The organism is Mycobacterium novum (assembly GCF_010726505.1).
Lineage (GTDB): Bacteria > Actinomycetota > Actinomycetes > Mycobacteriales > Mycobacteriaceae > Mycobacterium > Mycobacterium algericum.
Genome location: NZ_AP022562.1, coordinates 2,877,532 through 2,901,283, shown reverse-complemented (window position 1 = coordinate 2,901,283; position 23,752 = coordinate 2,877,532). Strand labels below are relative to the sequence as shown.

Annotated in this window: 25 protein-coding genes; 4 read left to right on the top strand and 21 right to left on the bottom strand. The window is 67.3% G+C overall.

Going from position 1 to position 23,752, the window contains the following annotated elements; genetic code table 11:
- Nucleotides 1–71 precede the first annotated feature (71 nt).
- From G6N19_RS13385 to G6N19_RS13340, 10 genes are all read right to left on the bottom strand, one after another.
- Nucleotides 72–557 (bottom strand): nuclear transport factor 2 family protein, encoded by a 486-nt coding sequence (locus G6N19_RS13385; RefSeq protein ID WP_013830298.1) that lies wholly within the window; start codon nucleotides 555–557, stop codon nucleotides 72–74.
- A complete protein-coding gene (locus tag G6N19_RS13380) occupies nucleotides 550–972 on the bottom strand; it encodes a Zn-ribbon domain-containing OB-fold protein (protein WP_013830299.1) in 423 nt (140 codons plus the stop codon). The genes G6N19_RS13385 and G6N19_RS13380 overlap by 8 nt, the downstream gene beginning before the upstream one ends.
- Nucleotides 973–978: 6 nt before the next feature.
- On the bottom strand, nucleotides 979–2,187 hold the full coding sequence (locus G6N19_RS13375) for a thiolase family protein (protein WP_013830300.1): 1,209 nt from the start codon (nucleotides 2,185–2,187) through the stop codon (nucleotides 979–981).
- A gap of 24 nt (nucleotides 2,188–2,211) precedes the next feature.
- On the bottom strand, nucleotides 2,212–4,437 hold the full coding sequence (locus tag G6N19_RS13370) for an acyl-CoA dehydrogenase (protein WP_193465099.1): 2,226 nt from the start codon (nucleotides 4,435–4,437) through the stop codon (nucleotides 2,212–2,214).
- On the bottom strand, nucleotides 4,434–5,459 hold the full coding sequence (locus G6N19_RS13365) for an NAD-dependent epimerase/dehydratase family protein (protein ID WP_193465098.1): 1,026 nt from the start codon (nucleotides 5,457–5,459) through the stop codon (nucleotides 4,434–4,436). Before G6N19_RS13365 ends, G6N19_RS13370 begins: the two co-directional genes overlap by 4 nt.
- Nucleotides 5,456–6,352, bottom strand: coding sequence for an IclR family transcriptional regulator (locus G6N19_RS13360; protein ID WP_193465097.1), 897 nt, complete (start codon nucleotides 6,350–6,352; stop codon nucleotides 5,456–5,458). The genes G6N19_RS13365 and G6N19_RS13360 overlap by 4 nt, the downstream gene beginning before the upstream one ends.
- 1 nt (nucleotide 6,353) lies before the next feature.
- A complete protein-coding gene (locus G6N19_RS13355) occupies nucleotides 6,354–7,193 on the bottom strand; it encodes an SDR family oxidoreductase (RefSeq protein WP_193465096.1) in 840 nt (279 codons plus the stop codon).
- Nucleotides 7,194–7,356: 163 nt separating this feature from the next.
- Nucleotides 7,357–7,689, bottom strand: coding sequence for a type II toxin-antitoxin system PemK/MazF family toxin (locus tag G6N19_RS21800; protein WP_370492496.1), 333 nt, complete (start codon nucleotides 7,687–7,689; stop codon nucleotides 7,357–7,359).
- Entirely contained in the window at nucleotides 7,677–7,895 is a 219-nt protein-coding gene (locus G6N19_RS13345; RefSeq protein WP_013830308.1) for a type II toxin-antitoxin system CcdA family antitoxin, read from the bottom strand. The genes G6N19_RS21800 and G6N19_RS13345 overlap by 13 nt, the downstream gene beginning before the upstream one ends.
- 64 nt (nucleotides 7,896–7,959) lie before the next feature.
- The gene (locus G6N19_RS13340) at nucleotides 7,960–9,222 is read right to left on the bottom strand and encodes an amidohydrolase family protein (protein WP_193465094.1); all 1,263 of its coding nucleotides are present in this window, start codon (nucleotides 9,220–9,222) and stop codon (nucleotides 7,960–7,962) included.
- Nucleotides 9,223–9,247: 25 nt separating this feature from the next.
- Here G6N19_RS13340 and G6N19_RS13335 point away from each other — a divergent pair, with 25 nt between their 5' ends.
- Together G6N19_RS13335 and G6N19_RS13330 are read left to right on the top strand one after the other, a co-directional pair.
- Nucleotides 9,248–10,066 carry an AraC family transcriptional regulator gene (locus G6N19_RS13335; protein WP_013830310.1) on the top strand — a complete coding sequence of 273 codons (819 nt, stop codon included), beginning with the start codon at nucleotides 9,248–9,250 and terminating at the stop codon, nucleotides 10,064–10,066.
- A 98-nt stretch (nucleotides 10,067–10,164) separates the two neighbouring features.
- Nucleotides 10,165–10,560 carry a carboxymuconolactone decarboxylase family protein gene (locus tag G6N19_RS13330; RefSeq protein WP_041318684.1) on the top strand — a complete coding sequence of 132 codons (396 nt, stop codon included), beginning with the start codon at nucleotides 10,165–10,167 and terminating at the stop codon, nucleotides 10,558–10,560.
- On the opposite strand, the gene G6N19_RS13325 is transcribed toward G6N19_RS13330, so the two are convergent.
- From G6N19_RS13325 to G6N19_RS13290, 8 genes are all read right to left on the bottom strand, one after another.
- The gene (locus G6N19_RS13325) at nucleotides 10,553–11,725 is read right to left on the bottom strand and encodes an acyl-CoA dehydrogenase family protein (protein ID WP_193465093.1); all 1,173 of its coding nucleotides are present in this window, start codon (nucleotides 11,723–11,725) and stop codon (nucleotides 10,553–10,555) included. The genes G6N19_RS13330 and G6N19_RS13325 overlap by 8 nt on opposite strands.
- 13 nt (nucleotides 11,726–11,738) lie before the next feature.
- The gene (locus G6N19_RS13320; RefSeq protein ID WP_013830313.1) at nucleotides 11,739–12,809 is read right to left on the bottom strand and encodes an acyl-CoA dehydrogenase family protein; all 1,071 of its coding nucleotides are present in this window, start codon (nucleotides 12,807–12,809) and stop codon (nucleotides 11,739–11,741) included.
- Between the two features lies 1 nt (nucleotide 12,810).
- Nucleotides 12,811–13,650 (bottom strand): amidohydrolase family protein, encoded by an 840-nt coding sequence (locus G6N19_RS13315; protein ID WP_013830314.1) that lies wholly within the window; start codon nucleotides 13,648–13,650, stop codon nucleotides 12,811–12,813.
- 10 nt (nucleotides 13,651–13,660) lie between these two features.
- Nucleotides 13,661–15,277, bottom strand: coding sequence for an acyl-CoA synthetase (locus G6N19_RS13310; protein WP_193465092.1), 1,617 nt, complete (start codon nucleotides 15,275–15,277; stop codon nucleotides 13,661–13,663).
- A gap of 2 nt (nucleotides 15,278–15,279) precedes the next feature.
- The gene (locus tag G6N19_RS13305) at nucleotides 15,280–16,530 is read right to left on the bottom strand and encodes an amidohydrolase family protein (protein ID WP_193465091.1); all 1,251 of its coding nucleotides are present in this window, start codon (nucleotides 16,528–16,530) and stop codon (nucleotides 15,280–15,282) included.
- A 4-nt stretch (nucleotides 16,531–16,534) separates the two neighbouring features.
- Nucleotides 16,535–17,374 (bottom strand): enoyl-CoA hydratase, encoded by an 840-nt coding sequence (locus G6N19_RS13300; protein WP_193465090.1) that lies wholly within the window; start codon nucleotides 17,372–17,374, stop codon nucleotides 16,535–16,537.
- Between the two features lie 139 nt (nucleotides 17,375–17,513).
- Nucleotides 17,514–18,311, bottom strand: coding sequence for an SDR family NAD(P)-dependent oxidoreductase (locus G6N19_RS13295; protein ID WP_013830318.1), 798 nt, complete (start codon nucleotides 18,309–18,311; stop codon nucleotides 17,514–17,516).
- 15 nt (nucleotides 18,312–18,326) lie between these two features.
- Nucleotides 18,327–19,088, bottom strand: coding sequence for a crotonase/enoyl-CoA hydratase family protein (locus tag G6N19_RS13290; protein WP_041318687.1), 762 nt, complete (start codon nucleotides 19,086–19,088; stop codon nucleotides 18,327–18,329).
- A gap of 166 nt (nucleotides 19,089–19,254) precedes the next feature.
- On the opposite strand from G6N19_RS13290, the gene G6N19_RS13285 reads away from it, so the two are divergent.
- Entirely contained in the window at nucleotides 19,255–20,007 is a 753-nt protein-coding gene (locus G6N19_RS13285; RefSeq protein WP_013830320.1) for a TetR/AcrR family transcriptional regulator, read from the top strand.
- A gap of 6 nt (nucleotides 20,008–20,013) precedes the next feature.
- Here G6N19_RS13285 and G6N19_RS13280 read toward each other — a convergent pair whose 3' ends face one another.
- From G6N19_RS13280 to G6N19_RS13270, 3 genes are all read right to left on the bottom strand, one after another.
- Entirely contained in the window at nucleotides 20,014–21,189 is a 1,176-nt protein-coding gene (locus tag G6N19_RS13280; protein WP_193465089.1) for a thiolase family protein, read from the bottom strand.
- A 74-nt stretch (nucleotides 21,190–21,263) separates the two neighbouring features.
- The gene (locus tag G6N19_RS13275) at nucleotides 21,264–22,139 is read right to left on the bottom strand and encodes an enoyl-CoA hydratase/isomerase family protein (RefSeq protein ID WP_013830322.1); all 876 of its coding nucleotides are present in this window, start codon (nucleotides 22,137–22,139) and stop codon (nucleotides 21,264–21,266) included.
- Nucleotides 22,136–22,822 (bottom strand): hotdog family protein, encoded by a 687-nt coding sequence (locus G6N19_RS13270; RefSeq protein WP_193465088.1) that lies wholly within the window; start codon nucleotides 22,820–22,822, stop codon nucleotides 22,136–22,138. The genes G6N19_RS13275 and G6N19_RS13270 overlap by 4 nt, the downstream gene beginning before the upstream one ends.
- 92 nt (nucleotides 22,823–22,914) lie before the next feature.
- Between G6N19_RS13270 and G6N19_RS13265 the strand changes: the two genes are divergently transcribed.
- Entirely contained in the window at nucleotides 22,915–23,751 is an 837-nt protein-coding gene (locus tag G6N19_RS13265; protein ID WP_232062386.1) for an enoyl-CoA hydratase/isomerase family protein, read from the top strand.
- Nucleotide 23,752: the final 1 nt, after the last annotated feature.

Below are 23,752 nucleotides of genomic sequence, written 5' to 3'. Positions count from 1 at the left end.
CGGTCCCGGCGCCTATACTATAGACCTTTCGGTAATACCATCGGGACAGTGCACGGCAGTCCTGGGCACGCTCACTTCATCAACCGTCCCGCCACTGCGGCCAGCACCGCGCGCACGCGCGGTGACAGGTAGACGGCGAACAACCCGTTGAACACGTCCTCGCGCAGCCGGGTGAGCGTGGAACTCGCTATCCGCCACTGACCGTCGGTCTTCTCGTAGGTCTCGGTGTAGTGGCCGTAACCCCGCAGGTTGACTCCCGGGCCGAACCGGACCACGTCTTCCAGCGCCCACACCCCGCCGGCGGTGGTCGGTGAGGTCAACTCGATGTCGGGAGCGTGGACCTGGTGGACGGTGGGTTGGTCGCGCAGACTTTTGCGGGTGAAGGCGACGAATTCGTCGGCGCCGCTGATGAGTTTGCCGCCTGCGCGGGAGGTGTCACTGACGAAGTCGTCGGTGAACAGGGCACGCCAGGCCGCCCAGTCCTTGGTGTCCAGGTAACGGCAGTAGCGGGACTTCAGGCGTTTGATCGCCTCGATTTCCGCGGCGTCGTCAGTCATGGTTCGCCGCCGGTTCGTAGCGCAGCATCGTGACGTCGTGCTCCGGATAGTCGCAGAACACCGGTCGCACCCGCATACCGACCGCCAGTTCTGCGGGGTCGACGTTGACCAGCTCGGTGGAGAACCGTGGCCCTTCATCCCATTCGACGATGGCCAACAGTTGCGGCACGGCGTCGGCGAAGTGGATGCCGACCGGCCGGCGTGCCACCGTGAAGGAGTACAGCGTGCCCATCCCGGAGATCTCGCGCCATTCCAGGTCGTCGGCCAGGGTGCGCGGTGCCCGGACCCGTGGGTAGAACACGTAGCTGTCGGTTGACGGCGAGTACTGGATGACGATGCGGTGTTGCGCCAGTGCGTCCCAGAACGGTGCGGTGGTGGGCGTCTTGACCGGCATCGGGCGTTCGAAGGTGGTCATCGGTGCTCATTCCCCTTCCAGGATGAGAGCGGTCTGTTCGCTCAGAATGCCGCCGTTGCCCGAGACGAAGGCCCGGTTGCAGTCGGCCACTTGCGCGGCACCGGCCCGGCCCATGATCTGACGAGTGGCGTCACAGACGTGGTGCATGCCGCCGGCCAGGCCGGCCTGCCCGAAACCGAGTTGGCCGCCGGCGGTGTTGAGCGGGAAGTCGCCGCGGAAGGTCAGGTCGTGGTCGGTGATGAACTGCATGCCTTTGCCCTTCTCACAGAAGCCGGCGTCCTCCAGCGACAGCAGCACCGTGATCGTGTAGCAGTCGTAGATGGAGACCATGTCCATGTCCGCGCGGGTCAGGTCCGTCATCGCAAAGGCGGTGTCGGCGGCCTCGGCGATCGGGGTGGCCAGCAGGTCCGCGGCGTAGGTCGGGGTCTTGAACGGAACGTGCTCGCCGAACCCCTTGACCCACACCGGACGGTTGCGGGCTCGCCGGGCGACCTCGGCGTTCGCGATCACCACGGCGGCACCGCCGACGCAGGGCATCACGATCTCCAGCATGTGCAGTGGATCGGCGATGATCGGGCTGGCCAGCACGTCCTCGACGGTCAGCGGCGTGTCACGCCAGATGGCGCCGTCGGTGTGGTTGGCGTTGACCCGCTGGTCGACGACAAGCTTGGCCATCGCCCGCTCGTCGTAGCCGTAGACCGCTCCGTAGCGGGTGGCCACCTGCCCATAGGGGCCGTTCTGGCCGAGGTTGCCGTAGGGGATCTCGAACTCCGCCTGGGGAGAACCGTATTGGTTGCTCGACGAGCCGAAGAACATCGCGTCGACCAGCGGCTTGGGTTTGCGCTCCGACATCGGGGTGATGTAGCGGGCCGGTAACGCGCACAGCACCACATCGCAGATGCCGAGTTCGATCGCGGCCGCGGCCCGCCACACCATGGCAGCGGCACTGGCCCCGCCCAGGTCGACGATCTCGGCGAAGCGGGCCGGCACGCCGAGATATTCGGCGATGGTGGAGGGCACGAAGATCTCCGACTCGCCCAGGTGCGAGGTGACGATTCCGTTGACGAGCTCACCCGATAGCCCTGCGTCGGCAAGCGCGTCCGCGCTCAGCTCGGCCCATTGCTCGAGCGTGAACGGGGCCGGGGTGCCCTTGTTCATCCGCTCGGGCGGCAGCTCGACGTAGCCGACGATCGCGGCCTCTCCTCGTAATCCCATGTGTTGTCCTCTATCTGAATGCGGTCATTTGCGGGGCAGGCCGAGGATCATCTGGGCGATGACGTTCAGCTGGATCTCGTTGGTGCCGCCGCCGATCAGTTCGGCCGGTGACAGCAGGTACGGTTCGACGACGGCCGGGTCGGAGTCGGTTGTCATCGCCAGCCGCCCGGCGATGGCCAGGGTGGCCCGGAAGGTGCGGCGCAGCAGGACGTTCATCGCCACTTTGGCGATGCTTGATGCCGGCCCCAGGCCCTGGCCGTCCAGCAGTCTGATGGTCTCGCGTACGCCGAGCGCCTTGATCGCCTGCGTGTAGGCGTCGAGCTCACCGAGAGCCCGCACCGCGTCGTCACGCTGCTCGCCCGGGGCGGCGGCCAGCCGCCGCAATGCGACCGCCCGGTCGTACTGAACGTATCCGCTGATGGCGGAACGCTCTTCGGCCATGGTGGCAAGCGCCAGCTGCCAGCCACCGGTGGGCTCGCCGAGCAGCATGTCATCGGGGACGAAGACGTCGTTGAGGAAGACCTCGTTGAACTCGGAGTCGCCGGTGACCTGCACGATCGGCTGGACTTCGATACCTGGCGAGCGCATGTCCACGATGAAGTAGCCGATGCCGCGGTGTTTGGCGGCGTCGGGATCAGTGCGGGCCAGCAGTGCGCCGTAGTCGGCGCGTTGCGCGCACGACGTCCAGATCTTGTGTCCGTTGACGCGCCAGCCGCCGTCGACCTTGACCGCCCGGGTGATCAGGGACGCCAGGTCCGAACCGGCCCCGGGTTCGCTGAAGAGCTGGCACCAAGCCAGCTCACCGCGTTGCGTCGGCGGAATCAGCTGCTGGCGCAGGGCATCCGGCGCTGCCCGCAGGAGCGACGGCAGGATCCATTCGGCGATGCCCAACGACGGCCGTATCAGGCCGGGGCGGTTGGCGAATTCCTCGACGATGATGAGCTGCTGCAACGGGGTGGCGTCGATACCCCACGGCGCCGGCCAGTGCGGCGCGATGAGCCCGGCTTCGGCGATCAGGGTTCGCTGCGGACCTGTTTCGAAGTGCGGGTAGTCGCCTTGCCGTCCGGGTCCGTCGTTGCGCAGGAGACTCGCAGCGTCGAGTGTCGCGGCGATCTCCGCCCGGAACTCGGCTTCGGCGCCGCCGAGATCGACGGTGAAATCCCGCTGCTGCGTGGTGGTGAGCTCGCCGAGGCGCCGTGCCCAACCGGTGGCGGCGCCGATCGATGCGGCGATGCTGGTGGCGCGGCGCCAGTACAGGTGCAGGTCGTGTTCCCAGGTGAAGCCGATGGCGCCGAACATCGTCAGCGTGTCCAGGACGGCGTCCGGGCACGGCGCGATGGCGGTCAGCGCCGCAGCGGCGGCCGCCATCTCGTGCTGGTCGGAGTCGTCGGAGGCTGCGCGTACGGCGTCCCAGGCGGCGGCGCTGGCCAGTTCGCTGTTCACCAACAGCATGGCCGCTTGGTGTTGCAGCGCCTGGAATGTCCCGATCGGCTTGCCGAACTGTTCGCGGGTGTGCAGATGTTGGGTGGCCGCCTCGACGCACCATCCGGCGATTCCTGCGGATACCGCCGCGGCGAGCCCGACGGTGAGCCATTCGGCACGGCCGGGGTCGATACCGGTCATGACGTCGGCCGCCGCCGCGGGGTAGCCGGTAAACGTGATCGTTCCCACGTCGGTGAGCAGATCGGTACCCGCGGCCGGCCGGACCGCCACTTCCGGTCGGGACATGTCCACGGCCAGCCAGATCGCCGCACCGTCGGTGAGCTCGGCGCAGACCAGCGCGAGCCGCGCCGAGCAGGCGCCCGAGATCAGTTCGGCGGCACCGTCGATGAGCCATCCGTCGCCGATCGGATGTGCGGTGAGCTTCGCGTACTGCGGCAGGAGCACGGTCGCCGGCGTACCCGATGACAAGGCGCCCAGAAACACCTCGCGGGCAGGTGTCGCATCGGCGAGCAGCCCGACCGCTCCCGCGGTGACCGTCGCCAGCAGCGGCCCCGGCAGGGACGCTTTTCCGGCGGCCTCCAGAACGCCGGCGGCGTCCAGCAGACCTCCGCCCTGCCCGCCGCACGATTCGGGCAGGTGGATGGCGTGAAAGCCGTTGGCCACCAGCTCCGGCCACCATCCCGGCAGCTCCCCCGCCGCCAGCGAGTCGAACGCCTTGCGGGCGTCGGCGATCGGTGCGTGCCGGGCGGCGAAGCGTCGCAGTGATTCGCCGAGTTCCCGCTGCTCGACGGTGAGTGCCACGCTCACGAGCTCTCCTGGTTCTTGGTGCGCCGCCTGCTGCGGAAGAAACCGGCGGCTTCGGCCAGTGCCTCAGTGGCCGGCCGGGGCTCCCACCCGAGTTCCCGGACGGCCTTGTCGTGACTCATCGGCGACATGATGTGCATCAGCCGTATCGACAGCGGGGTGAGTGCGGTTTCGCGCCGCCGCCGCCGCGCCGCGAACTGGGCGAGATGTCCCAGTGCCGACATCACCGCGACCGGCACGCCCCACCTCGGTGGCTCGACATCGACCGCGGCGCATGCCGCCCGGTAGATGTCGCGAGCGCTCATGAACCGTTCGGAGACGATGTAGCGTTGGCCCGGCCTGCCGCGTTGCCCGGCCAAAATCAGGGCGCGCGCCGCATCATCGACACCGACGACCTCGGCTTGCGCACCGGAGATGTAGAAGGGCAGCTTCCCGCGGACGGCAGCGGCGACCAGCCCGCCGTGCGGGGTGGGCTGCCAATCGCCGGAGCCGTAGGTGTTGGCGACGCACATCGCCACCGCAGGCAGGCCCTTGTCCCGGTGGTAGTCCAGCACCAGATTCTCGGCCTCGACCCGGCTTCGGATGTAGTCCCCGCCGGAGTCGAGCCAGTTGTGGGCGGTGCGCTCGTCGGCCAGACCGTGATCGACGCGCCCGATGGTTCCGATCGAACTGGTGAACACGAACCGGTCCAGTGCCGCGCCGGCCGCAACGTCGAGGACATGGCGCAGAGCTTCGACGTTGGTGCGGTACAACGGTTCCGGATCGGTCAGCCATGCCCGCGCATCCACGACGCAGTAGTAGACGACATCGCATCCGTTCATCGCCGAGCGCACGGCGTCCTGGTCGAAGATGTCACCGCGCCGGACGTCGACATCGAGGCCGTCGATCGCGCGTGTTGAGCTGGTGGCGCGGATCAGGACCCGAACGTCTTCGCCGGCGTCGACGAGTTGCCGGGTGACATGCGAGCCGAGGAATCCGCTGGCCCCGATGACCAACTTCTTGTGAGTATCGGCATGATCGGTCATACCGGCTCTTTCCTTGCCGTCCAGAGTGATTCGATGCGCCGCGCGGTCTCCTGCACGACCGCTCCGAGATCACTGACCTCGGCCGGAGTCATCGTCGCGAACGGGGACGCGCCCACCGACATGGTGACCGTGCCATCCGTGTCGTGGATCGGTGCGGCCACGTTGGCGATCCGATGCTCGGCGCTGTCGAGCTCACCGGGCAGGTAGTCGACCACGGTCAGGTCGGCGAAGGCGCTGGCGAGCCGCGAGGTGATCTCGTCGGGCTCGCCCTCGGCGGCCAGCGCCTGCAGCGCCGAATACACCCGGACGTACTCGCGGCTGAGCCGTTCGACCGCGTAGCCGCGAGCGCGCACTTCATCGAGCACCGCGGCCAGTCGCCGGCGCAGCCGCGGCGACGGAGCCCCCAAGCCGCTCAACCATTCCTTCTTGAGCTGATCGCTCGCTTCGGCGACGAACTCCCGGCAGAACGGGGCCACTATCGGCATTCGGAAGCCGACGCTGACGTGCGGCGCGGCAAGGGATTCACCGACCGCATCGGTGACCACCACCGTCGGTCCCTGCCGCGCGCCCAGGATGACCTGCATGCCGACATCGTCGGAGAGCCGTTGCAGCTCCGGTCGGAACGCCTGCTTGTTGACCGGCCGGGTCAGTGCGGCCAGTGCCGGCCCCCACGAGTAGCCGCTCGAGCGCCGGTCGCGCACGATCCACTGCCGGGCGGCCAGGGTGGTGACGATCGCGTGACACGTGCCGTGGCTGATGTGCAGTATCCGCGCGATCTCCGACAGCGAGAAGCCGCGTTCGGGGTCTGATGCCAGCAGCTCCAGGATCCTGATCACGCGCTCGGTCGGCGGCGACGACACGGGCCGGCCGGACTCGCCGGCATTTGCGGTCATATCAAGCGTTTTCGGCAGCCACCCGGGCGCGTTCACGCACCGAGGCGACCACGCCGCCGTCATTGAGGATGTCGGTGCCGGTGAGATAGCCGGCAGCATCGCTGACACAGAACGCGAGCAGCGCCGCCATCTCTTCGGGTTTGCCCCAGCGCGGGACGGCGGCGTCGACGACCAGCGCCCCGGCACCGGCTTGTTCCTCCAGCCGGCCCATTTCGGTGTCGGTCGACCCGGGCGAGACCGAGACGATGCGCAAACCGCGGCCGTTGAACCGTTCAGCCTGCGAACTGCTGTACCAGCGGACGAATGCCTTGCTCACGGCATAAGCGACACCCGAACGCACCTCTTGCGGCATCGGTTCGCAGACCGTCGCCATGGCCGCCAGGAAGGCGCCGGCGTCACCGAGGGCAAGCGGGAACTGCCCGACCGGGATCAGCTCCTCGGGCAGCAGATGCGCGGCCATCGATGCCACATTGACGATCGCCGAGCCCTGCCCGGCCGCACCATAAAAGGCCTCATTGACGTTGAGCGTGCCGATTGCGTTGGTCCGCATGACATAGTCGGCGTCACCCATGCTCGGGCTGACCCCCGCGGCGTGGATCACCGAGGCGACCGGCCCGATGGCGGCCGCGGTGTCGAACAGCTCGGCGACAGCCCGGCGGTCGGTGACGTCGCAGTTGACCACCGATGCCGCGATGCCTAGCGCTTCAAGGGTTTTCGCCGCGGTATCCAGCCGGTCCTGCCGAACATCGCACAGCACCAGCGACTGCTCGCGACCGACGATCTTCGCCGTGGCCAGGCCTATGCCGCCCGCACCACCGGTGATCACCGACACCATCGACATGGCTCCCTCACTTCCCCATGGTGGCGTTGATCGCCTGTGCCATGAATGCGACCGACTCGTTGCGGCCCAGCGAGGCCAACAGCTGCGCCGCACCGGCGACCCGGGCGCCGACGTCCGCCGTCACATTGTCGAAGGATACGTCGACTATTCGACGCATACAAGATCAACAGCCGACGGCGAACCGGTAGGCTCGGCACACCTCCGAAAGCCGCTCGTCAGCCAGTCGGACGATACGACTCGTGAACCTCGAACGGCCCAACGTGAATACGTTGTCGAAGTTGACCGCGCATTGTCGCGGTAGCCCGTCTGCCCGGTCCAGGGCAACCTCAGTGGGGATATTGCGGACCGTTGTCGTCACCGGCGCGACCAGCAGTGACGTCAGACGCGAAGTGAAGCGCTGTCTGGTCAAGACGAGAACGGGACGAATCTTGTCGCCTGGCACGTCGGCCCACCACACCTCGCCCCGGTTGATGACCGGTCCGCCTACTCCTCCCATGGCACCGCACTCAGGTCGACCGGGACCTCACCCGGCAGTTCGTCGTCGCGGTTCGCCTCAAGCCATCGCTTCTCAAGCTCGCGTTCGATGAGTGCGCCGAGCGCATCTTCGAGCAGTTGGGAGACGTTTGAGGTACCGGTAACCGCCTGAGCCTGCCGCAAACGCTCGGGTGTCAGCGTCGCCGAGACCTTGGTTTTCGCTGCCATGAAAATGATCCTACTAATTATCCTCCAAATGTGCCGACATCTTTTCCCGACACTCGCGAGACCCCTATGCTTTCGCCAGCTGCTTCTCGGCGTACCGGCGCGCCCACTCGGCACGCGGCCGGATGGACACGTCGACGTCGGTCGCGGTGGCCCGCAACGCCCCCACCGTCGCCTGTTCGCGCGAGGTGTGGGCGAACGGGTCCCAGCCGAAGAACCGGCAGGAGTTCTCCCAGGTGATCTTGTTGATGTCGGAGTCACTGGCGCCGGCGGCGTTCAGTTCGGCGAGCACCTGCTCGGGAGCGTCCGGCCAGAAGCAGTCCGAGTGCGGGTAGTCGCATTCCCAGGCGATGATGTCGATACCGATGTCGTGACGCAGTTTCAGCGACGTCTTGTCGGTGACGTAGCAGGCCAGCGAGTGCTCACGGAACACCTCGGACGGCAGCTTGTCGCCGAAGTCGCGGCGCAGCCACTTCTGGTTGGTGTAGTGCCGGTCGCTGCGATCCAGGTAGAACGGGATCCAGCCGATGCCGCCCTCGGAGAACGCGAACTTCAGGTCCGGATAGTTGCGCATCGCCGGACCCCACAGCAGGTCCTGGGCGCACATCGCCGAGATCTGGGTGGCCAGGATGATCAGGTTGTCGATCGGGGCGTCCGGCGCCATGCTGATCGCCCCGAAGCCGGTGCCGATGTGCAGGCACATCACCACGTTGCACTCCGACAGCGTGGTGAACACCGGTCCCCAGTACTCCTCGTCGTGGTAGCTGGGCAGCCCCTCCAGGTGCGGCAGCTCGGGCATCGTGACCGCCCGGCAGCCCTTGGCGGCCACCCGGCGGATCTCGGCGCACATCGCCTCGGGGTTCCAGGTCGGCAGGATCGCGATCGGGATGAAGCGGCCCGGGTAGGAGCCCGCCCACTCATCGATGTGCCAATCGTTGTAGGCCGACACCATCACCAGCGTGACGTTCTCGCGGGTCATGTTGAGATGCCTCGCGGAGAACCCGGTGAAGGTCGGGAAGCACATCGAGGCCAGGATGCCGTTGCGGCTCATGTCACGGACCCGTTCGTGCACGTCGTAGACGCCGGGGCGCATCTCGGCGAAGCCGGCGGGGTCGCGGCCCCACTCCTCGGCGGGCCAGGAGACCACCGCGTTGAGCCCGCTGACGCCTTGCGGGCGGCCCTGATACATCCACTGGTCGACACCGTGAGAGTCGGTGACGACGATGGGCGCTTCGTCCTTGTATTTGGCCGGCACGTGGCGCAGGAACATGTCGGGCGGCTCCACCACGTGGTCGTCGATGCTGACCAGGATCAAGTCGTCGGTATTCATGTCTCTACTAGTACCCTGGAAAACCGTGACCGTCTCCGCGCGTTCGGCCATAGACTTTGCAGAACCGGCCAACATCGATCTGCGCCGGGGCGGTCGCGCCCGCGCCGGCAGCTATCTCTACGAGGGGCAGCATCTGGTCACCGGGTGGCACTCCCATGAGATGCACCAGATCGAGTACGCCGTCGGCGGGGTGGTGGAAGTCGAGACCGCCGCGGCGCACTATCTGTTGCCGCCGCAGCAGGCGGCCTGGATTCCGGCCGGGCTGGAGCATCAGGCCGTCATGCGCCCGGAGGTGCGCACCGTGGCGGTGATGTTCGACCCCGAACTGGTGGCGCATGCCGGTGACCGCGCCCGCATCCTGACCGTCTCGCCGCTGATCCGGGAGATGATGCTGTACTCACTGCGCTGGCCGATCGAGCGATCCGACGGCGACACCGTCTCCGACGACTTCTTCCGCACGCTGGGTCATCTGGTCTCCGCAGCACTCGACCATGAGGCCCCGCTGAGCCTACCGGTGTCCGATCACCCGATCGTGGGCCCGGCGATGGTCTACACCAAGGCGCACCTGTCGTCGGTGACGGCAGCCGACGTCGGTCGCGCGGTCGCGGTCTCCGAGCGCACGCTGCGCCGGCAGTTCGAAGCGGTGACCGGGATGTCGTGGCGGACGTATCTGCTGCACGCGCGGATGCTGCAGGCGATGGCGCTGTTGGCGGCCCCGGATCAGGGGGTGCAGCAGACGGCGACGGCCGTCGGGTTCGACAGCCTGTCGGCGTTCACCCGGGCGTTCACCAGGTTCGCCGGCGAAGCCCCGTCGCGCTACCACCGCCGGATCACGACGGCTTGACCACGCGGCGAATGGGCCGCATCGTCGAGTGACGAAGTCTACTGAATCACCGTATCCTGCAACCCAACTGATCCACACCTACCCAAAGGGATGAGCGTATGACGGACTGGCGTGCCGAAGGTCTTCGAGTTTTCCGGGAGATGCTGCCGGGGGTACTGCCCGACGGCGACGTCGATTTCCACCACGGGTTCGCGCCGGAACTCATGGATATCGGCGTCGAAGGTGTCTTCGGCCGGCTCTGGTCACGCGAAGGCCTCGCACGCCGGGACCGCAGTCTGCTCACGCTGGGCATGCTGATAGCGCTGGGCGCCGAAGAGGAACTCGAGTCGCACTTCCGGATCGCCGAGCAGAATGGCCTGACCCGCGGCGAACTGGCCGAAGTGGTCTATCACACCACCGGTTACGTCGGCTTCCCCGCTGCCAACTCGGCCCGGCAGGCAGCGACACGCGCCTTCGCCAAGCGGGCCGACGAGGGCGACACCGCCGTCACTTGACCAGCGGCGGCGAATAATTCGGCTTGCCCAGCCCGAGCACGTACTCGGCGATCATGTTCCGGAACACCTCCAGGGTGCCGCCGTAGATGCCGACCAGCGGAGCGAACCGGTAGACGTAATCGGACGCACCGTCGTCGATGGCGCCGTCGGTGCCGATCGGCAGCGCCGATGCGCTGCCGAGCAGGTCCATCAGATCCGGTGACACGTCGCGCATCGTCTGCGCGAGCGCGACCCGGCCGAAGATGGACGGGGCCGACAGGGACGCCTCCACCCGCGCTGCGGCCCGACCGAGTCGGTAGGCCACCGAACGATCGTCGATGCGTCCCGACCGCCCCACGACCGCGCCGGCTTTGTCGACGGCCTCGGCCATGAAGCCGGCCTGGTGCATCATGATCGACACATCCTGTAGCCCGTCGGGATCGGCGTCCACGGCACCGTGTTCGACGTTGAGCGGTTCGCGCAGCACCGTCCAGCCGCCGTTGACTTCCCCCAGCCGGTATTTGTCGTCGACGCGGACATCGCTGTAGTAGACGATGTTGGTGCGATCGCCGTCGACGGTGCGCAGGCCCTGAATTTCGATACCCGGGGAGTCCAGTGGCACCAGGAACATGGTCAGGCTCTTGTGCTTTCGCGCCTCCGGGTCGGTGTTGGTGATCAAGAAAACGTACTGGCAGTTGTGGGCGCCGGTGGTGAACATCTTGGAGCCGTTGACCACCCAGCTCGACCCGTCCCGGACCGCGCGGGTTTTGCAGGTCGCGACGTCGGAGCCGCCTTCGGGTTCGGTGTAGCCCAGGCAGAGCCGGATGTGGCCGCTGAAGACGCCGGGCAGGATCTCGTCGCACAGCTCCGGCGAACCGAACGACGCCACCGAGCGCGCCACCATCGCGGTGGTCCCCCAGGTCACCCAGGGCACGTGTGCGCGGCGCTTCTCCAGTTCCCAGATGCGTCGCCGCACCCGGGAGAAGCCGCCGTCGGCCTCGGTCTTCCATTCCTTTTCCAGGTAGCCGGCGGCGCCCAGCGCCAGGTGCACGCCTTCGTCGAAGTTGTCACCGGTCTCGCGGTCGCGGCGCTTGACGTCCTCGGTGACGTGGGTAGCGAGGAAGGCGCGTGCCTCTTCGAGGAAGGCAAGGTCGTCGTCGGTCAGTTGGGGTCGTGAGAAGTCCATGATGTTCGGTGTCCTATTCGGCTGCGCGGGCGGCGGTTTCGCGGGCGGCGGTTTCGCGGGCGGCGACGAACTCGGCGATGCGGCATGCGCTGGCACCCGGGTCGCCGCCGGCCAATGGCCAGCCGCGCGCCCGCACCAGATATGCCGTGGCCGCGGCCTCCGCCGAGACCCCGAGACCACCTTGGATGTGCACCGCCATGGTGGCGGCCTTGGCGGCTTCCTCGGCCATGAACACGAACGCCGAGGCGGCCAGCTCCGGCCGCTCATCGGGCTCGTTGTCCATGAACCATCCGGCGCGGTAGGCCAGATTGCGCCCGCTGGCAACGGTGATGGCCATGTTCGCCAGCGGGTGTGAGATCGCCTGCAGGGTCCCGATCGGCACCCCGAGCGTGTAGCGGGTCTTGGCGAACTCCGCGGCGATCATCATGGTCTGCTCCACCATCCCGACCAGCGCGGCGGCAGTCAGCAGCCGCCATTCATCCAGCGCCCGCTGGTATTCCGCGGCGGCTTGGACACCTTCGGCCAGCACGGTCCGGGCGTCGGCAGTGTCCGGGTCGATCCAGGCCATCGGCAGCCGGCCGATGTTGTCGACGGTCGCCGGCCGGGTATCGAAGACCAGGCGGACGATCTGGTCACCATCGCGGACGATGATCTCGTCGGCGATCGAACCGGTGGGCAGCAGACGCGGCCCCACAGCGCTGTCCTGATGCGGGTCGAACGCGACCAAGCGTGTCCCGGTGACGATGTCGCCGTGCGACAGCGCGCCGAGTCGTTCCAGTAGCCGTGCGGCGCAGACATGGTCGATCCACGGCACCGGGGCCAGCGCCCGGCCGATCTCCTCGGCGACCAGGGTGAGGTCCACCAGGGTCGCGCCGTCGCCACCGACCGACTCCGGCAGCGCCATGGTGGTGGCGCCCATCGCGCACAGCCGCTCCCACAGATTCTTGTCGAAGCCGGATTCCTCGGCGGCACGCACGGTTTCGATATCGCAGTGGGTGGTGAAGAACTGCTTGTAGGCGGCCTGCAGCGCCTGGTGATCCTCGGTCAGGCTGTAGTCCAGCCTGCGCAGCTCGAAACGGTCCATATCAGCTCTCCTGTTCGGGGGCGCGTAGATCGGCGAAAAAGAAGTCCGCAGCATTGCGGTACAGGTACTTGTCCATCACCTCGGGGGGCAGGTCCAGTGCGAGTGCTTCGGGCACCACGCGGTTCATCCGCAGCACCGGCCAGTCGGAGGCAAAGATGATCTTGTCGGCGCCCCGGGTGCGCAGGTAGTGCAGCAGGGCTTCCGGCAACCGTTTCGGCGACCATGCCGAGGTCATCAGCCGCAGGTTGCGGTATTTGATCAGCATCCGGATGGCAACGTCCCACCAGGGGTCGGCGCCGTGGATCATGCACAGCCGCAGCTCCGGGAAGCGCACGCAGACCCGGTCCAGGTGGATCGGATGCTGCACCTCACCGGGGATGGGCGGTCCCGGAATGCCGGTGTTGACACATAGCGGCAGGTCCAGTTCGGCGCACTTGGCGTACAGCGGGTAGTAGACGGCGTCACTGGGCGGGTATTGGCCATCGCCCCAGAAGCTGGGCCCCACCACGGCGTAGGCGACCGGCAGGTCCTTGACGACGGCACTGAGTTCGCGCAGCGACGGCACCGGCCGCAGCAGATTCGCCCCGCCCATCGCCAGGGCGAAACGATCCGGCCTGTCCGCCACGAACTTTCGCGCGGTCACCGACGGCTTGGCCAGGTTGTCCATCAGCACGGCCTTGGCGACACCGTTGGCGTCCATCTCGTCGAGCAGCGCCGACATGTCGACCGGATCGAACATCGACGCCGGCCCCTTGAAGTACTCGTCGCGCGTCTTGCGCATCCAGGCCGGCTGCTCGCTCTCGCCGAAGTGCACATTGACCAGGCAGTCGATTGCTCTCATGCTGACTCCCTCATGATGGGGCGGACGCCTCCTGACTCACTTGGCGTTTCGCCCAGCGGTAGTCGGCCTTGCCGTTACCCAGTCGGCGCACCTGTGCGACGACGATGAACTCCTTGGGCACCTTGAATCCGGCCAGCACCGATCTGCACTCTGCGGCCAGCAGGTCAATATCGGCGTCCGACTGCAGTGCCACCAGCGCAACGAGTTCTTCGCCCCACCGGTCGCTGGGACGTCCCACCACCAGCGCGTCGGCGACCCCGGGGTGGGCGCGCAGCACTTCTTCGACCTCCTCGACGAATACCTTCTCCCCGCCGGTGTTGACCACCAGTGCATCGCGACCGAGGAAACGCAGGGTTCCGTCTTCCTCGATCGAGGCCCGGTCTCCGGAGATCACCACCCGTTGACCGTCGACCTCGCAGAAGGTGCGTCGGGTCGCGTCGGCGTCATCGAAGTAGCCGAGCGGGATCCGGCCGGTCCGCACCACCCAGCCGACCTCGGGATCACCTGGCTGCAGGAACCGGGTACGGTCCTGCGAAACCACCGATCCCCCGGTCCGCAACTCGAAGGTGTCGCGCCGCGCGTCACGCTGACTGCGCCCGAAGCCCATGTTCCCGGTCTCCGATGACCCGTACCCATTGATCAGGGTGATCTGCGGAAGGTATTCCAGCAGTGCCGCCTGATATTTCGGATTCGTTGCCGCGCCGCCGGTTCCGATCGAGTGCAGCGACGATAGGTCGTAATCCGAGCGGCCCAGTTCGGCGACAAGTGGTGCGGCGTAGGCGTCGCCGACCATGGTCATCAAGCCGACCTTCTCCCGCTCGACGGTTTCCAATACCGCACGGGGGTCGAACTTGGTGCGGGTGTCGTTGAGGATCACCGTCTGCCCGCTCAAAATCGCCGAGAACGCCGTCCACAGACCCGCGGCGTGCATCAGCGGCGACAGCGCGAACCACGGCGGGCCGGCGTACTGCACTTTCTGGTGGATTTCCGCGGCCGACGCATGGTCGTCGCCGACCATCGACGAGACGTAGATGTCGCTTTGGCGCCACAGCACACCTTTCGGGCTGCCGGTGGTCCCCCCGGTGCAGATCATCAGCACGTCGTCCGGGGACGGCGCGATCTGCTGATCGGTATCGCCTTGCGCCAGCGCATCATCCAGCGATGTCGCGTCCAGGATCGGCGCGTCGGCCGCGCCGTCGTCGATGCGGATCAGCAGGTCGGCCCCGCAATCCCGCAGCGTGTCGGCGAATTTCGCCTCCAGGCTCGCATGGAAGATGACCGCACGGGGCCGCAAGTAGTCCAGCAGCTCGCCCGCTTCGACCGGGGTGTAGTAGTGATTGACGTTGACCGGAACGGTCCGCGCCTTGAGGCAGCCGACCACCATGTCGGGGTACAGGTCGTTGTGCATGAGCAGCGCGACCCGGTCCTGGCCGCACTCCCAGTTCGCCAGCTCCGCACGCTCTCGCCGGACGCCCAGCCCGCGGCCGGCCAAGAAGTTGGCCAGCCGGCGGGTGCGCTCGGCACTCTGCGCAAACGTGCTACGCCGGGTGCCGCATACCGTCATCTCACGATCGGGCACGACCTCCGCGATCGCGTCAACGACGCCGCCGATCGTCCATTCGCCCACCGTCAGACCGAAGCTGCCAGGTGGGCGGCGCCTGGTGCAGTACGATTCGGATCACCCAGCAGGGTCAATGCGTTGTCCCGCATCACCATTCGGGTATCTTCCACGCTGAACTCAGGGAACTGCGGGATGTCGGCGGTGAAGGTGGTCGGGTCGGCCAGGCCCTCACCGTGCGGCCAGTCGGAACCGAACAGGATCTTGTCGACGCCGATGGTGTCGGCTAGCAGCTTCACGTCATCCTCGTAGTAGGGGGCAATCCAGACGTTGTTGCGCAGCTGCTCGATCGGATCTTCCTTATAGTGGTACGGCGCATTGTTGGCCGACTTCTTCAACCGCTTGATCAGCCGGTAAACGAAGTACGAGCCGTTCTCGATGCTGGCCACCTTGAGCTTGGGGTGACGGGTGAACACCTGGTGCACGATCATCGAGGCGATGGTGTCGTGGATCGCGCGATCGTCCATGATCACCATGTCCAGCGGGTCGCGCTTGCCGAATCCCTTGAACACACCGCTGCCGCCCCACAACGCAGGGATCGCCATGTAACCGGAGTCGGACAGGTGGAAGACGACTGCGACGCCCGCCTCGGCAAGGCGCGCCCACACCGGGTCGTGCACCGGGTCACCGAGGGACCGGGCCCGAACCTCGCCGGGCACCGGCGCCGGACGCACACACACCAGCTTGGCACCGCGGCTGATCACGAATTCGACTTCGTCGACGGCCTTCTCGGGGTCGGCCAGCGAGATGATCGGTGCGGATATCAGACGGCCGTCGGGACGGTCGAAGCCCCAGTCCTCGTCGAGCCAAAGGTTGAACGCGTGTACCGACGCCATGGTGGCGGGGATATCGTGCTTGAGTCCCTCCTCCACACCACAGGCGAAGGTCGGCAGCATGAACACCGTCTCCAGCCGCTGCCGGTCGAGCACCTGCACGCGGGCGTCGCGGTTCTGGTATTCGGGATGCTCGGAGAGCCGGTCGAGCTTCATCAACGACGCCGGGTCCACACCTTCGGGGATCTCGCCGCGGAACAGCAGATCGAGGCAGCCGGGTTCGATGATCGGGTCGAAGCTCGGGTTCGGGATGAAGTGGTTGACGACCCCGCCGAACACCGCCAGGGTGCGATTGCCGTCCTGCAGCATCTGGACACCGCGGCTGCGGAATTCCTTGGGCAGGTGCCGAGTGAAGGCGTCCAGCGGCTCGTAGTAGTGGTTGTCGACGTCAACGGCCAAGTACGGGAGCCGTTCAGGTGTGGCAGTCATGTACTCAACCTTTCTGCATGAGAGGCGGGAAGTTCGGCGGGCGTTTCTCGAAGAAACTCGTGATGCCCTCGATGAGGTCGGGCCGCTGCAGCGACTCGTACATCAGCGTCTCGGCGCGCGCGCTCACCGCCGCGACGTCGTCGAGCGCATCGCGGTAGGCCTGTGCTTTAATCACCGCCAGCGATGCCGGTGAGCAGTTCGCGGCGATGTCTCGCGCGTAGTCCATGGCGCGTTCCAGCAGCCGGTCGCCCGCGACGACGTGGTTGACCAGGCCGAGTTCGCGGGCCTCCTCGGCGAGAAATGTCCGACCGCTCAGCAGCAGATCCATCGCCGCCCCCCAGCCGGCCAGTCGAGGCAGGATCCAGGTGATGCCGTGTTCGGCGATCAGGCCGCGTCGGGTGAACGCAGTGGCGAACTTGGCTCCGGCAGCGGCGAATCGGACATCACACATCAGCGCGTGGGTGAGCCCGATACCGACGCAGGCGCCGTTGATCGCCGCGATGACCGGCTTGCGCAGTTCGGTCAGGAAGTAAGCCGGCCGGTCCCCGACCAGTTGGGCGACATCGGTCTTTGAGCTGTCGCCCCCATCCTCCTCGAGGCTCGTGGTGGGCCCCAGGCTCGCGCCGGCACAGAACCCGCGGCCGGTGCCGGTCAGCACGATCGCCCGCACGTCGGGGTCCGCCTCGGCGCGGTCGATCGCCGCGTACAGGCCCGCTGCGGTGTCCGCGCCCCAGGAGTTGAGCCGCTGCGGCCGGTTGAAGGTGAGCACCGCGACGCCGTCTCGCGCCTCGTAGCGAACCGCGGCGCCTGCGTCAACGAGCGTGCCGTCGTCGGCAGCGGCCATCGATCCCGCACCTCCGCACCTTGGGAATCCTTCGGAATGATTCTTACTGTATACCTTTCGGTAGCGCATTCCGCAACCCACGCCGATCCTGGCGCGAACTGTCATGTCAGCAGGTCAGGGCTGGTTTCGGGCGCTCCGATCAGAGGAAATCCGAGCCGCCGTCGACGTTGACGTTGGCCCCGGTCATGTACGAGTTGCGGCGCGAGGCCAGAAAGGCCGCCACCGCGCCCACTTCGTCCGGCAGGCCGGCCCGTGGCAGGTGCGCCGGATGACCGAAATGCTCGGTGATGGCGCCCATCAGCCGGTAGGGGTCATCACCGTCCACCCCGATCGAGCGGGCCCAGCCAGTCAGCGCCTCGGAGGCGACACTGCCCGGGGAGACCACGTTGACCAGGATCTCATCGGGGGCCAGCAGCAGCGACAGGTTCTTCGAGACACTGTTGACCATTGCCTTAGCCGCGGTGTAGGCGGCCAGCACGGTGCTTTGGCGCTGTGTGGATTGTGCCGAGAAATTCACGATCCGGGCCCATTGCGCGTTGCGCAGCAACGGCAATGCCGCCCGCACGGCGTGAACCATCCCCATCGCGCCCTGGTCGATGGCCCGGCGCCACTGCTCGTCGGTGAGCTCGTCGAAGCTGCCCTGCACATCGGGTCCGGCGGTGTTGATCAGGATGTTGAGTTCGCCGCCCCAACGCTCACCGAGCTCGGCGAAGACCTGCTCAATGCGCTGTTCGTCGCAGGCGTCGGCGACCAACCCGAGCGCGTCTGGGCTGCCGCGCCGGGCCAGGTCGTCGGTCGCGCGGTCAAGGTCGGCGGCCGTGCGCGCCACGACAGCGACGCGCGCGCCGTCGTCGGCCAAGCAGCGGGCGGTGGCCAACCCCATGCCGCGGCCGCCGCCGACGACGACGGCGCGCGCGTCGCGCAAGCCCAGATCCACGACTACCCGCCGGGATCAGGCGCCGGTCCAGTTGGGGGCGCGCTTCTCGGCGAACGCGATGGCGCCTTCTTTGGCGTCCTTGGAGGCGAACACCGGCGCGATCAGCTCGCCCTGCTTGGCCCACATCTCGTCCTGGGACCAGCCGGCGGCCTTCACCATGATCTCCTTGGTTACCGCCACCGCGAGCGGACCGTTCGCGGTGATCCGCTCGGCCAACTCGATCGCCCCGTTCAGCGCCTCGCCCGGCTCGGTCAGCACGTTGACGAAACCCCATTGGGCGCCCTCGTCGGCGGTGAAACTCTCCCCGGTCAAAGCCAACTCCAGCGCCTTCTGGTAAGGGATGCGGTGCGGCAACCGCAGCAGACCGCCACCGGCGGCCACCAGACCTCTTTTGACTTCCGGGATACCGAATTTCGCCCCCTTGGCGGCCACCACCAGGTCGGTGGCCAGCACCAGCTCGGTGCCACCGGCCACCGCGTGACCCTCGACCGCGGAGATGATCGGCTTGCGGGGCGGGCGTTCGGTGAAGCCCAGACCCCGGCCCGGTACATACGCCAGTTCGCCGGCTGCAAACGCCTTGAGGTCCATACCCGCGCAGAAGTTGCCGCCGGCGCCGGTCAGCACCGCCACCGATAGTTCCGGGGTGCCGTCGAGTTCGTCGCAGGCGGCGGCCAGGCCTTCGGCGACCGCCTTGTTGGCCGCATTGCGGGCCTCCGGACGATTGATTGTGATGATGAGGGTTCGTCCACGACGTTCGCTGAGCACTGCTTCTGACACCGGCCACCCCTACACGCGTTGCGACAATTTATATCAAAATGCTTACCATATGCTTTACGGTAAGAGAAGCTCGATGCCCGGTGACGACGAGGGCACAGGTAGGTTTGACGACTAGGTTTGACGGCGAAGAATCCGGCCTTGTCGACCAGAACTGGAGGTACCCGCAGTGGCCAAGCAGCCAGTCGCCGAGAAGCGGCAGCGGCGCGAACGCGGATCCATCAATCCCGACGACATCATCGACGGCGCGTTCGAGCTCGCCGAACAGATCGGGGTCGACAACCTGAGCATGCCGTTGCTCGGCAAGCATCTCGGCGTCGGGGTGACCAGCATCTACTGGTACTTCCGCAAAAAGGACGATCTGCTCAACGCGATGACCAGTCGGGCGCTGCGCCAGTACGTGTTCGCCACCCCGTACGTGCAGGCCAAGGATTGGCGTCAGACGTTGCGCAACCACGCCCACACCATGCGGACGACGTTCCTGGGCAACCCGATTCTGTGCGACCTCATCCTGATCCGGGCAGCGTTGAGCCCCAGAGCCGCGCAGCTCGGCGTCCAGGAGGTGGAGCGGGCGATCGCCGGGCTGGTGGAAGCCGGGCTGTCACCGCAGGACGCCTTCGACATCTACTCGGCGATCTCGCTGCACATCCGCGGATCGGTCGTGCTGCGGCGCCTCTACGAGAAGAACCGGGCATCGGATGCCGAAGGCCCATCCGACTTCGAGGAGGCGATGGTCATCGACCCCGAGGCCACCCCGTTGCTGGCGCAGACCACCCGGCAAGGGCACCGGATCGGCGCGGCCGATGACGCCAACTTCGACTACGGGCTCGACTGCATCCTTGACCAGGCCGAGCGATTGATCGAGCAGAACAGCAAGCCGGCGCGGCGTCGCACCGCGCCGGCTTCGGCTAAAGCCCGCTAGCGGCCGTCAGACCTCGATGACCACGGCGCCGCCCTGACCGCCGCCGGCACACATCGCCGCCACGCCGATACCGCCGCCGCGCCGGCGCAGCTCGTAGGCCAGGGTGGTCACCATCCGTGCGCCGGAGGCCGCGATCGGGTGACCGAGGCTGCAGCCACTGCCGGAGAAGTTCACCAGTTCCTCGTCGAGGCCGTACTCGCGGCACGCCGCGATCGGCACCGAGGCGAACGCCTCGTTGATCTCCCACAGCGCGACATCGCCGGGCCGCAGGCCCGCCCGCTGCAGCACCTTGCCGATCACCTTCACCGCGCCGAGTCCGGTGTCGCGCGGGGCCACACCGGCGGACGCCCACGCCTTCACCGTGCCCATGACGTCCAGGCCCTGGGCTTGCGCATAGCCGTCGTCGACGAGCGCCACCGCGGCCGCGGCATCGTTGGTGCCGCTGCTGTTACCGGCGGTGATCGAGAATCCCTCGATCTCGGGGTGCAGCACCTTCAGGCCGGCCAGCTTCTCCGGTGTGGTGTCGCGGCGGGGGTGCTCGTCCACGGTGAACTCGGTGACCGAGCCGTCGGGCAGTTGCACCTTCAGCGGCACGATCTCGTCGGCGAACTTGCCGGCGTCGATCGCGGCGATCGCCCGCTGGTGTGAACGGGCCGCCCACGCGTCCATCTCCTCGCGGGAGATGCCAACGGCTTGGGCGGTGTTCCAGCCCACCGTGATGGACATGTCGCGGGTGGGCGCATCCACGGTCTCGGGGTGGGTCGGCGGCATCCACGGCTCGGCGAAGCTGAGCTCCGGGCCGGGGATGCGCATCTTCATCACCGGCAGCATCGACAGGGTCTGCACACCCCCGGCGATCAGCACCCGCTCCATCCCGGATCCGATCTGCGCGGCGGCATTGCCGATGGCGGTCAGGCTGCCCGCACAGTGCCGGTTGACGGCTTGGCCGGGCACCGACTCCATCCCGCAGGCGGCGGCCGCGAAACGCGCCATATCGCCACCGCCGTAGTGGGACTCGGCGAAGATCATGTCGTCGATGTCCGCGACCGGGATACCGGCCCGGCGGATCACCTCGGGCACCACCGTGGTGATCAGCGTCTCCGCGGAGGTGTTGGCCAGTGTTCCCTTGAATGAGCGTCCGATGGCTGTGCGAACGGCGCCGACGATGACAGGTGTGGACATTCTTCGAACCTTACATTGTTGATTGTTTCTGTAAAGCTACCGGTTTGCGGCGGCAGGCGCCGCCCGGGGCCGGATCACGGTTCCGGCACGTGGAAATGCTCATCACGCAGCCGGAACGCCTCCTTGGTGCCGTGCTGCGCCCGGGTCTTGACGAAGTTGAACTCGCCCGGTGCGAACTGCAGGTTGGTGCCGTAGGCGTGGAACAGGTAGCTGGCCACCTCTTCGCCCTGGTAGGCCTGGCTCTGCTCGACCAGCCGGAAGGCCTCCTTCGCGATCACCACCCCGTCGGCGGGCATCTTGGCCGCCTTGCTCGCCCAATAGCGTGCTCGCGCCGAAACCGCCGAGGGGTCACAGGTCTCGGTGAAGACGCCGAGGTGTTCGACCGCGCCCGCCTCGATGATGTCCCCGGTCAACAACAGTCGCCGTGCCAGCACCGGACCCAGCCGATGGAAGAACATGTGCAGGCTGCCCAGCGCCGGACCGAGGAAGCGGGTGGCGGGCATGCCGATCTTGGTGTCGCGCGCGATCACCGAGATATCGGTCATCAGCGCCATCTCGAAACCGCCCCCCAGCGCGTAGCCGCTGATCTCGCCCACAGTGACCTTCGGAAAGCCCATCAGGTTGTGGTAGAAGCCGAACGAGCGGCGGTCGACGGCGAGGCGGCGACGCTGGCTGGGCCGGCTCTTGGCCGGCGGCTGCTCGCCCCGCTCGCCGTACCAGCCGTAGGCGTTGTTCATGTCGGCTCCGGTACTGAACACGCCGTCGGCACCTCGGAGCAGCACCACCACGACGTCATCGTCGTCGGCGACCCGGTCCAGGAAGCGGGCGATCGCATCCCGCATCGCGGCATCGTAGGAATTGCGCCGGCCGGGGTTGTTCAACGTGATGGTGGCGATCCGCCCGTCGGGGTCGACGTCGAAGAGCACCCGGTCGTCGCTGCCATCGCTCATCGCTGCGTCTCCTTGCCCGGCCGCCGGCGGCCGAATCGATTGGCGCTCACCTTCTCCGGCGGCATCGCCGCGGTGGAGACCTCGCCGGTGCACAGCAGCTCGCCGCCAAGGGTCAGTCGCGCGGTGGACGTGATCCCACGCCCGGTCTCGGTTCGCGCGATGTCGAACTCCAACTCGGTGAGGATGGGCGTCGGGCGGCGGTAGGCGACCAGCAGCGACCGGGTGCGGCCGGCCAACCCCGCCGCGCAGCTCTGGTGCTGGGTGACGCAATCGAAGAACACGCCCAGAAACCCGCCGTGCACCAGCCCCGGAGGCCCTTCGTAGGCCAGCGGGAACGTGACTCGTCCCGACGCCGTGTCGGTGTCGAGCAGGTCGAACCGGTACTCCGGAAAGCACGGGTTGAACGCCCCGACGTCAAAGGCGTGGTTGAGGTAGACCCGGCCGCGGTCGTCGGATTCGAGGCGGGGCGTCGCGTCCGCCCGGACGACCCCACCCAGTTGTCGCTCCCAGTCGGCGAATCGCGCCAGCATGTCGTCGACCACCGGGTGCGGATGCTCCAGCGCCAGCAGCAGCCCGGTCATCCGCCGCAGCGCGCCGGCCGCCGCCACGGTCTGCTGCAGCGGCTGTTCGCCGAAACGGCTGCTACCGGCCGAAACCGCTGAGCTGCCCGAGCCGTCCGTCATGGGGCCCTTCCCGGTCGAATCCGCGGCGAAACACGCTAATCGTATAGCATACTGTAGCTCTCACGATATGGCGCTGAAAGGTGGGCAGCACAGTGGCCGACTCCCCCGATTCCGGGTCCGGGGCCGCGGACTCTCCGGTTGATGGTTCGGTGACGGTGCTGCGCGACGGCGCACTGCTGCGACTGACGCTGGTCCGCCCCGATCGCCGGAACGCGCTGAGTCCAGCGATGACCGAAGCGCTGATCAGCGCCCTGACCGAGGCGGCGAGCGACGACACGCTGCGAGCCGTTCACATCCGGGGTTCCGGCGACGATTTCTGCGCAGGCGCCGACTGGGTCGCCACCAATGCGGCCGACCGGCGGCCCCGCACCGGCGATCTGGTCCGGCGCATCCCGCATGCCGCGCACCGGATCATCGAACTGGTGCACACCATCCAGCTGCCGGTGGTGTGCAGTGTGCAGGGCTGGGCGGTCGGTTTGGGCTGCAATCTGGCGCTGGCTGCCGACTTCACCATCGCCGCCGCCGACGCCGTCTTCTGGGAGCCATTCCTGGCCCGCGGCTTCAGCCCCGACTCTGGAGCCACCTGGTTGCTGCCGCGACTGGTCGGGCTGGCCCGGGCCCGCCGCATGCTGCTGCTCGGCGAGCAGGTCAGTGGAACCGCCGCCGAACAATGGGGGCTGATCCATCAGTCGGTGGCACCAACCGACGTCGACGCGACCGCGGACGAGCTGTTGGCCAGGTTGGCCGACGGACCCACCGTCGCCATCGGCCTGACCAAGCAGGCGCTGCACTACGGGCAGCACGCAACGTTGCCCCAATCCATGACCCAGGAGCTGTTCAATCTTGAACTGGCCTGCCGCACCATGGATTTCAAAGAAGGACTGGCCGCGTTTTCGCAGCGGCGCCCGCCGGGATTCACCGGACGCTGAG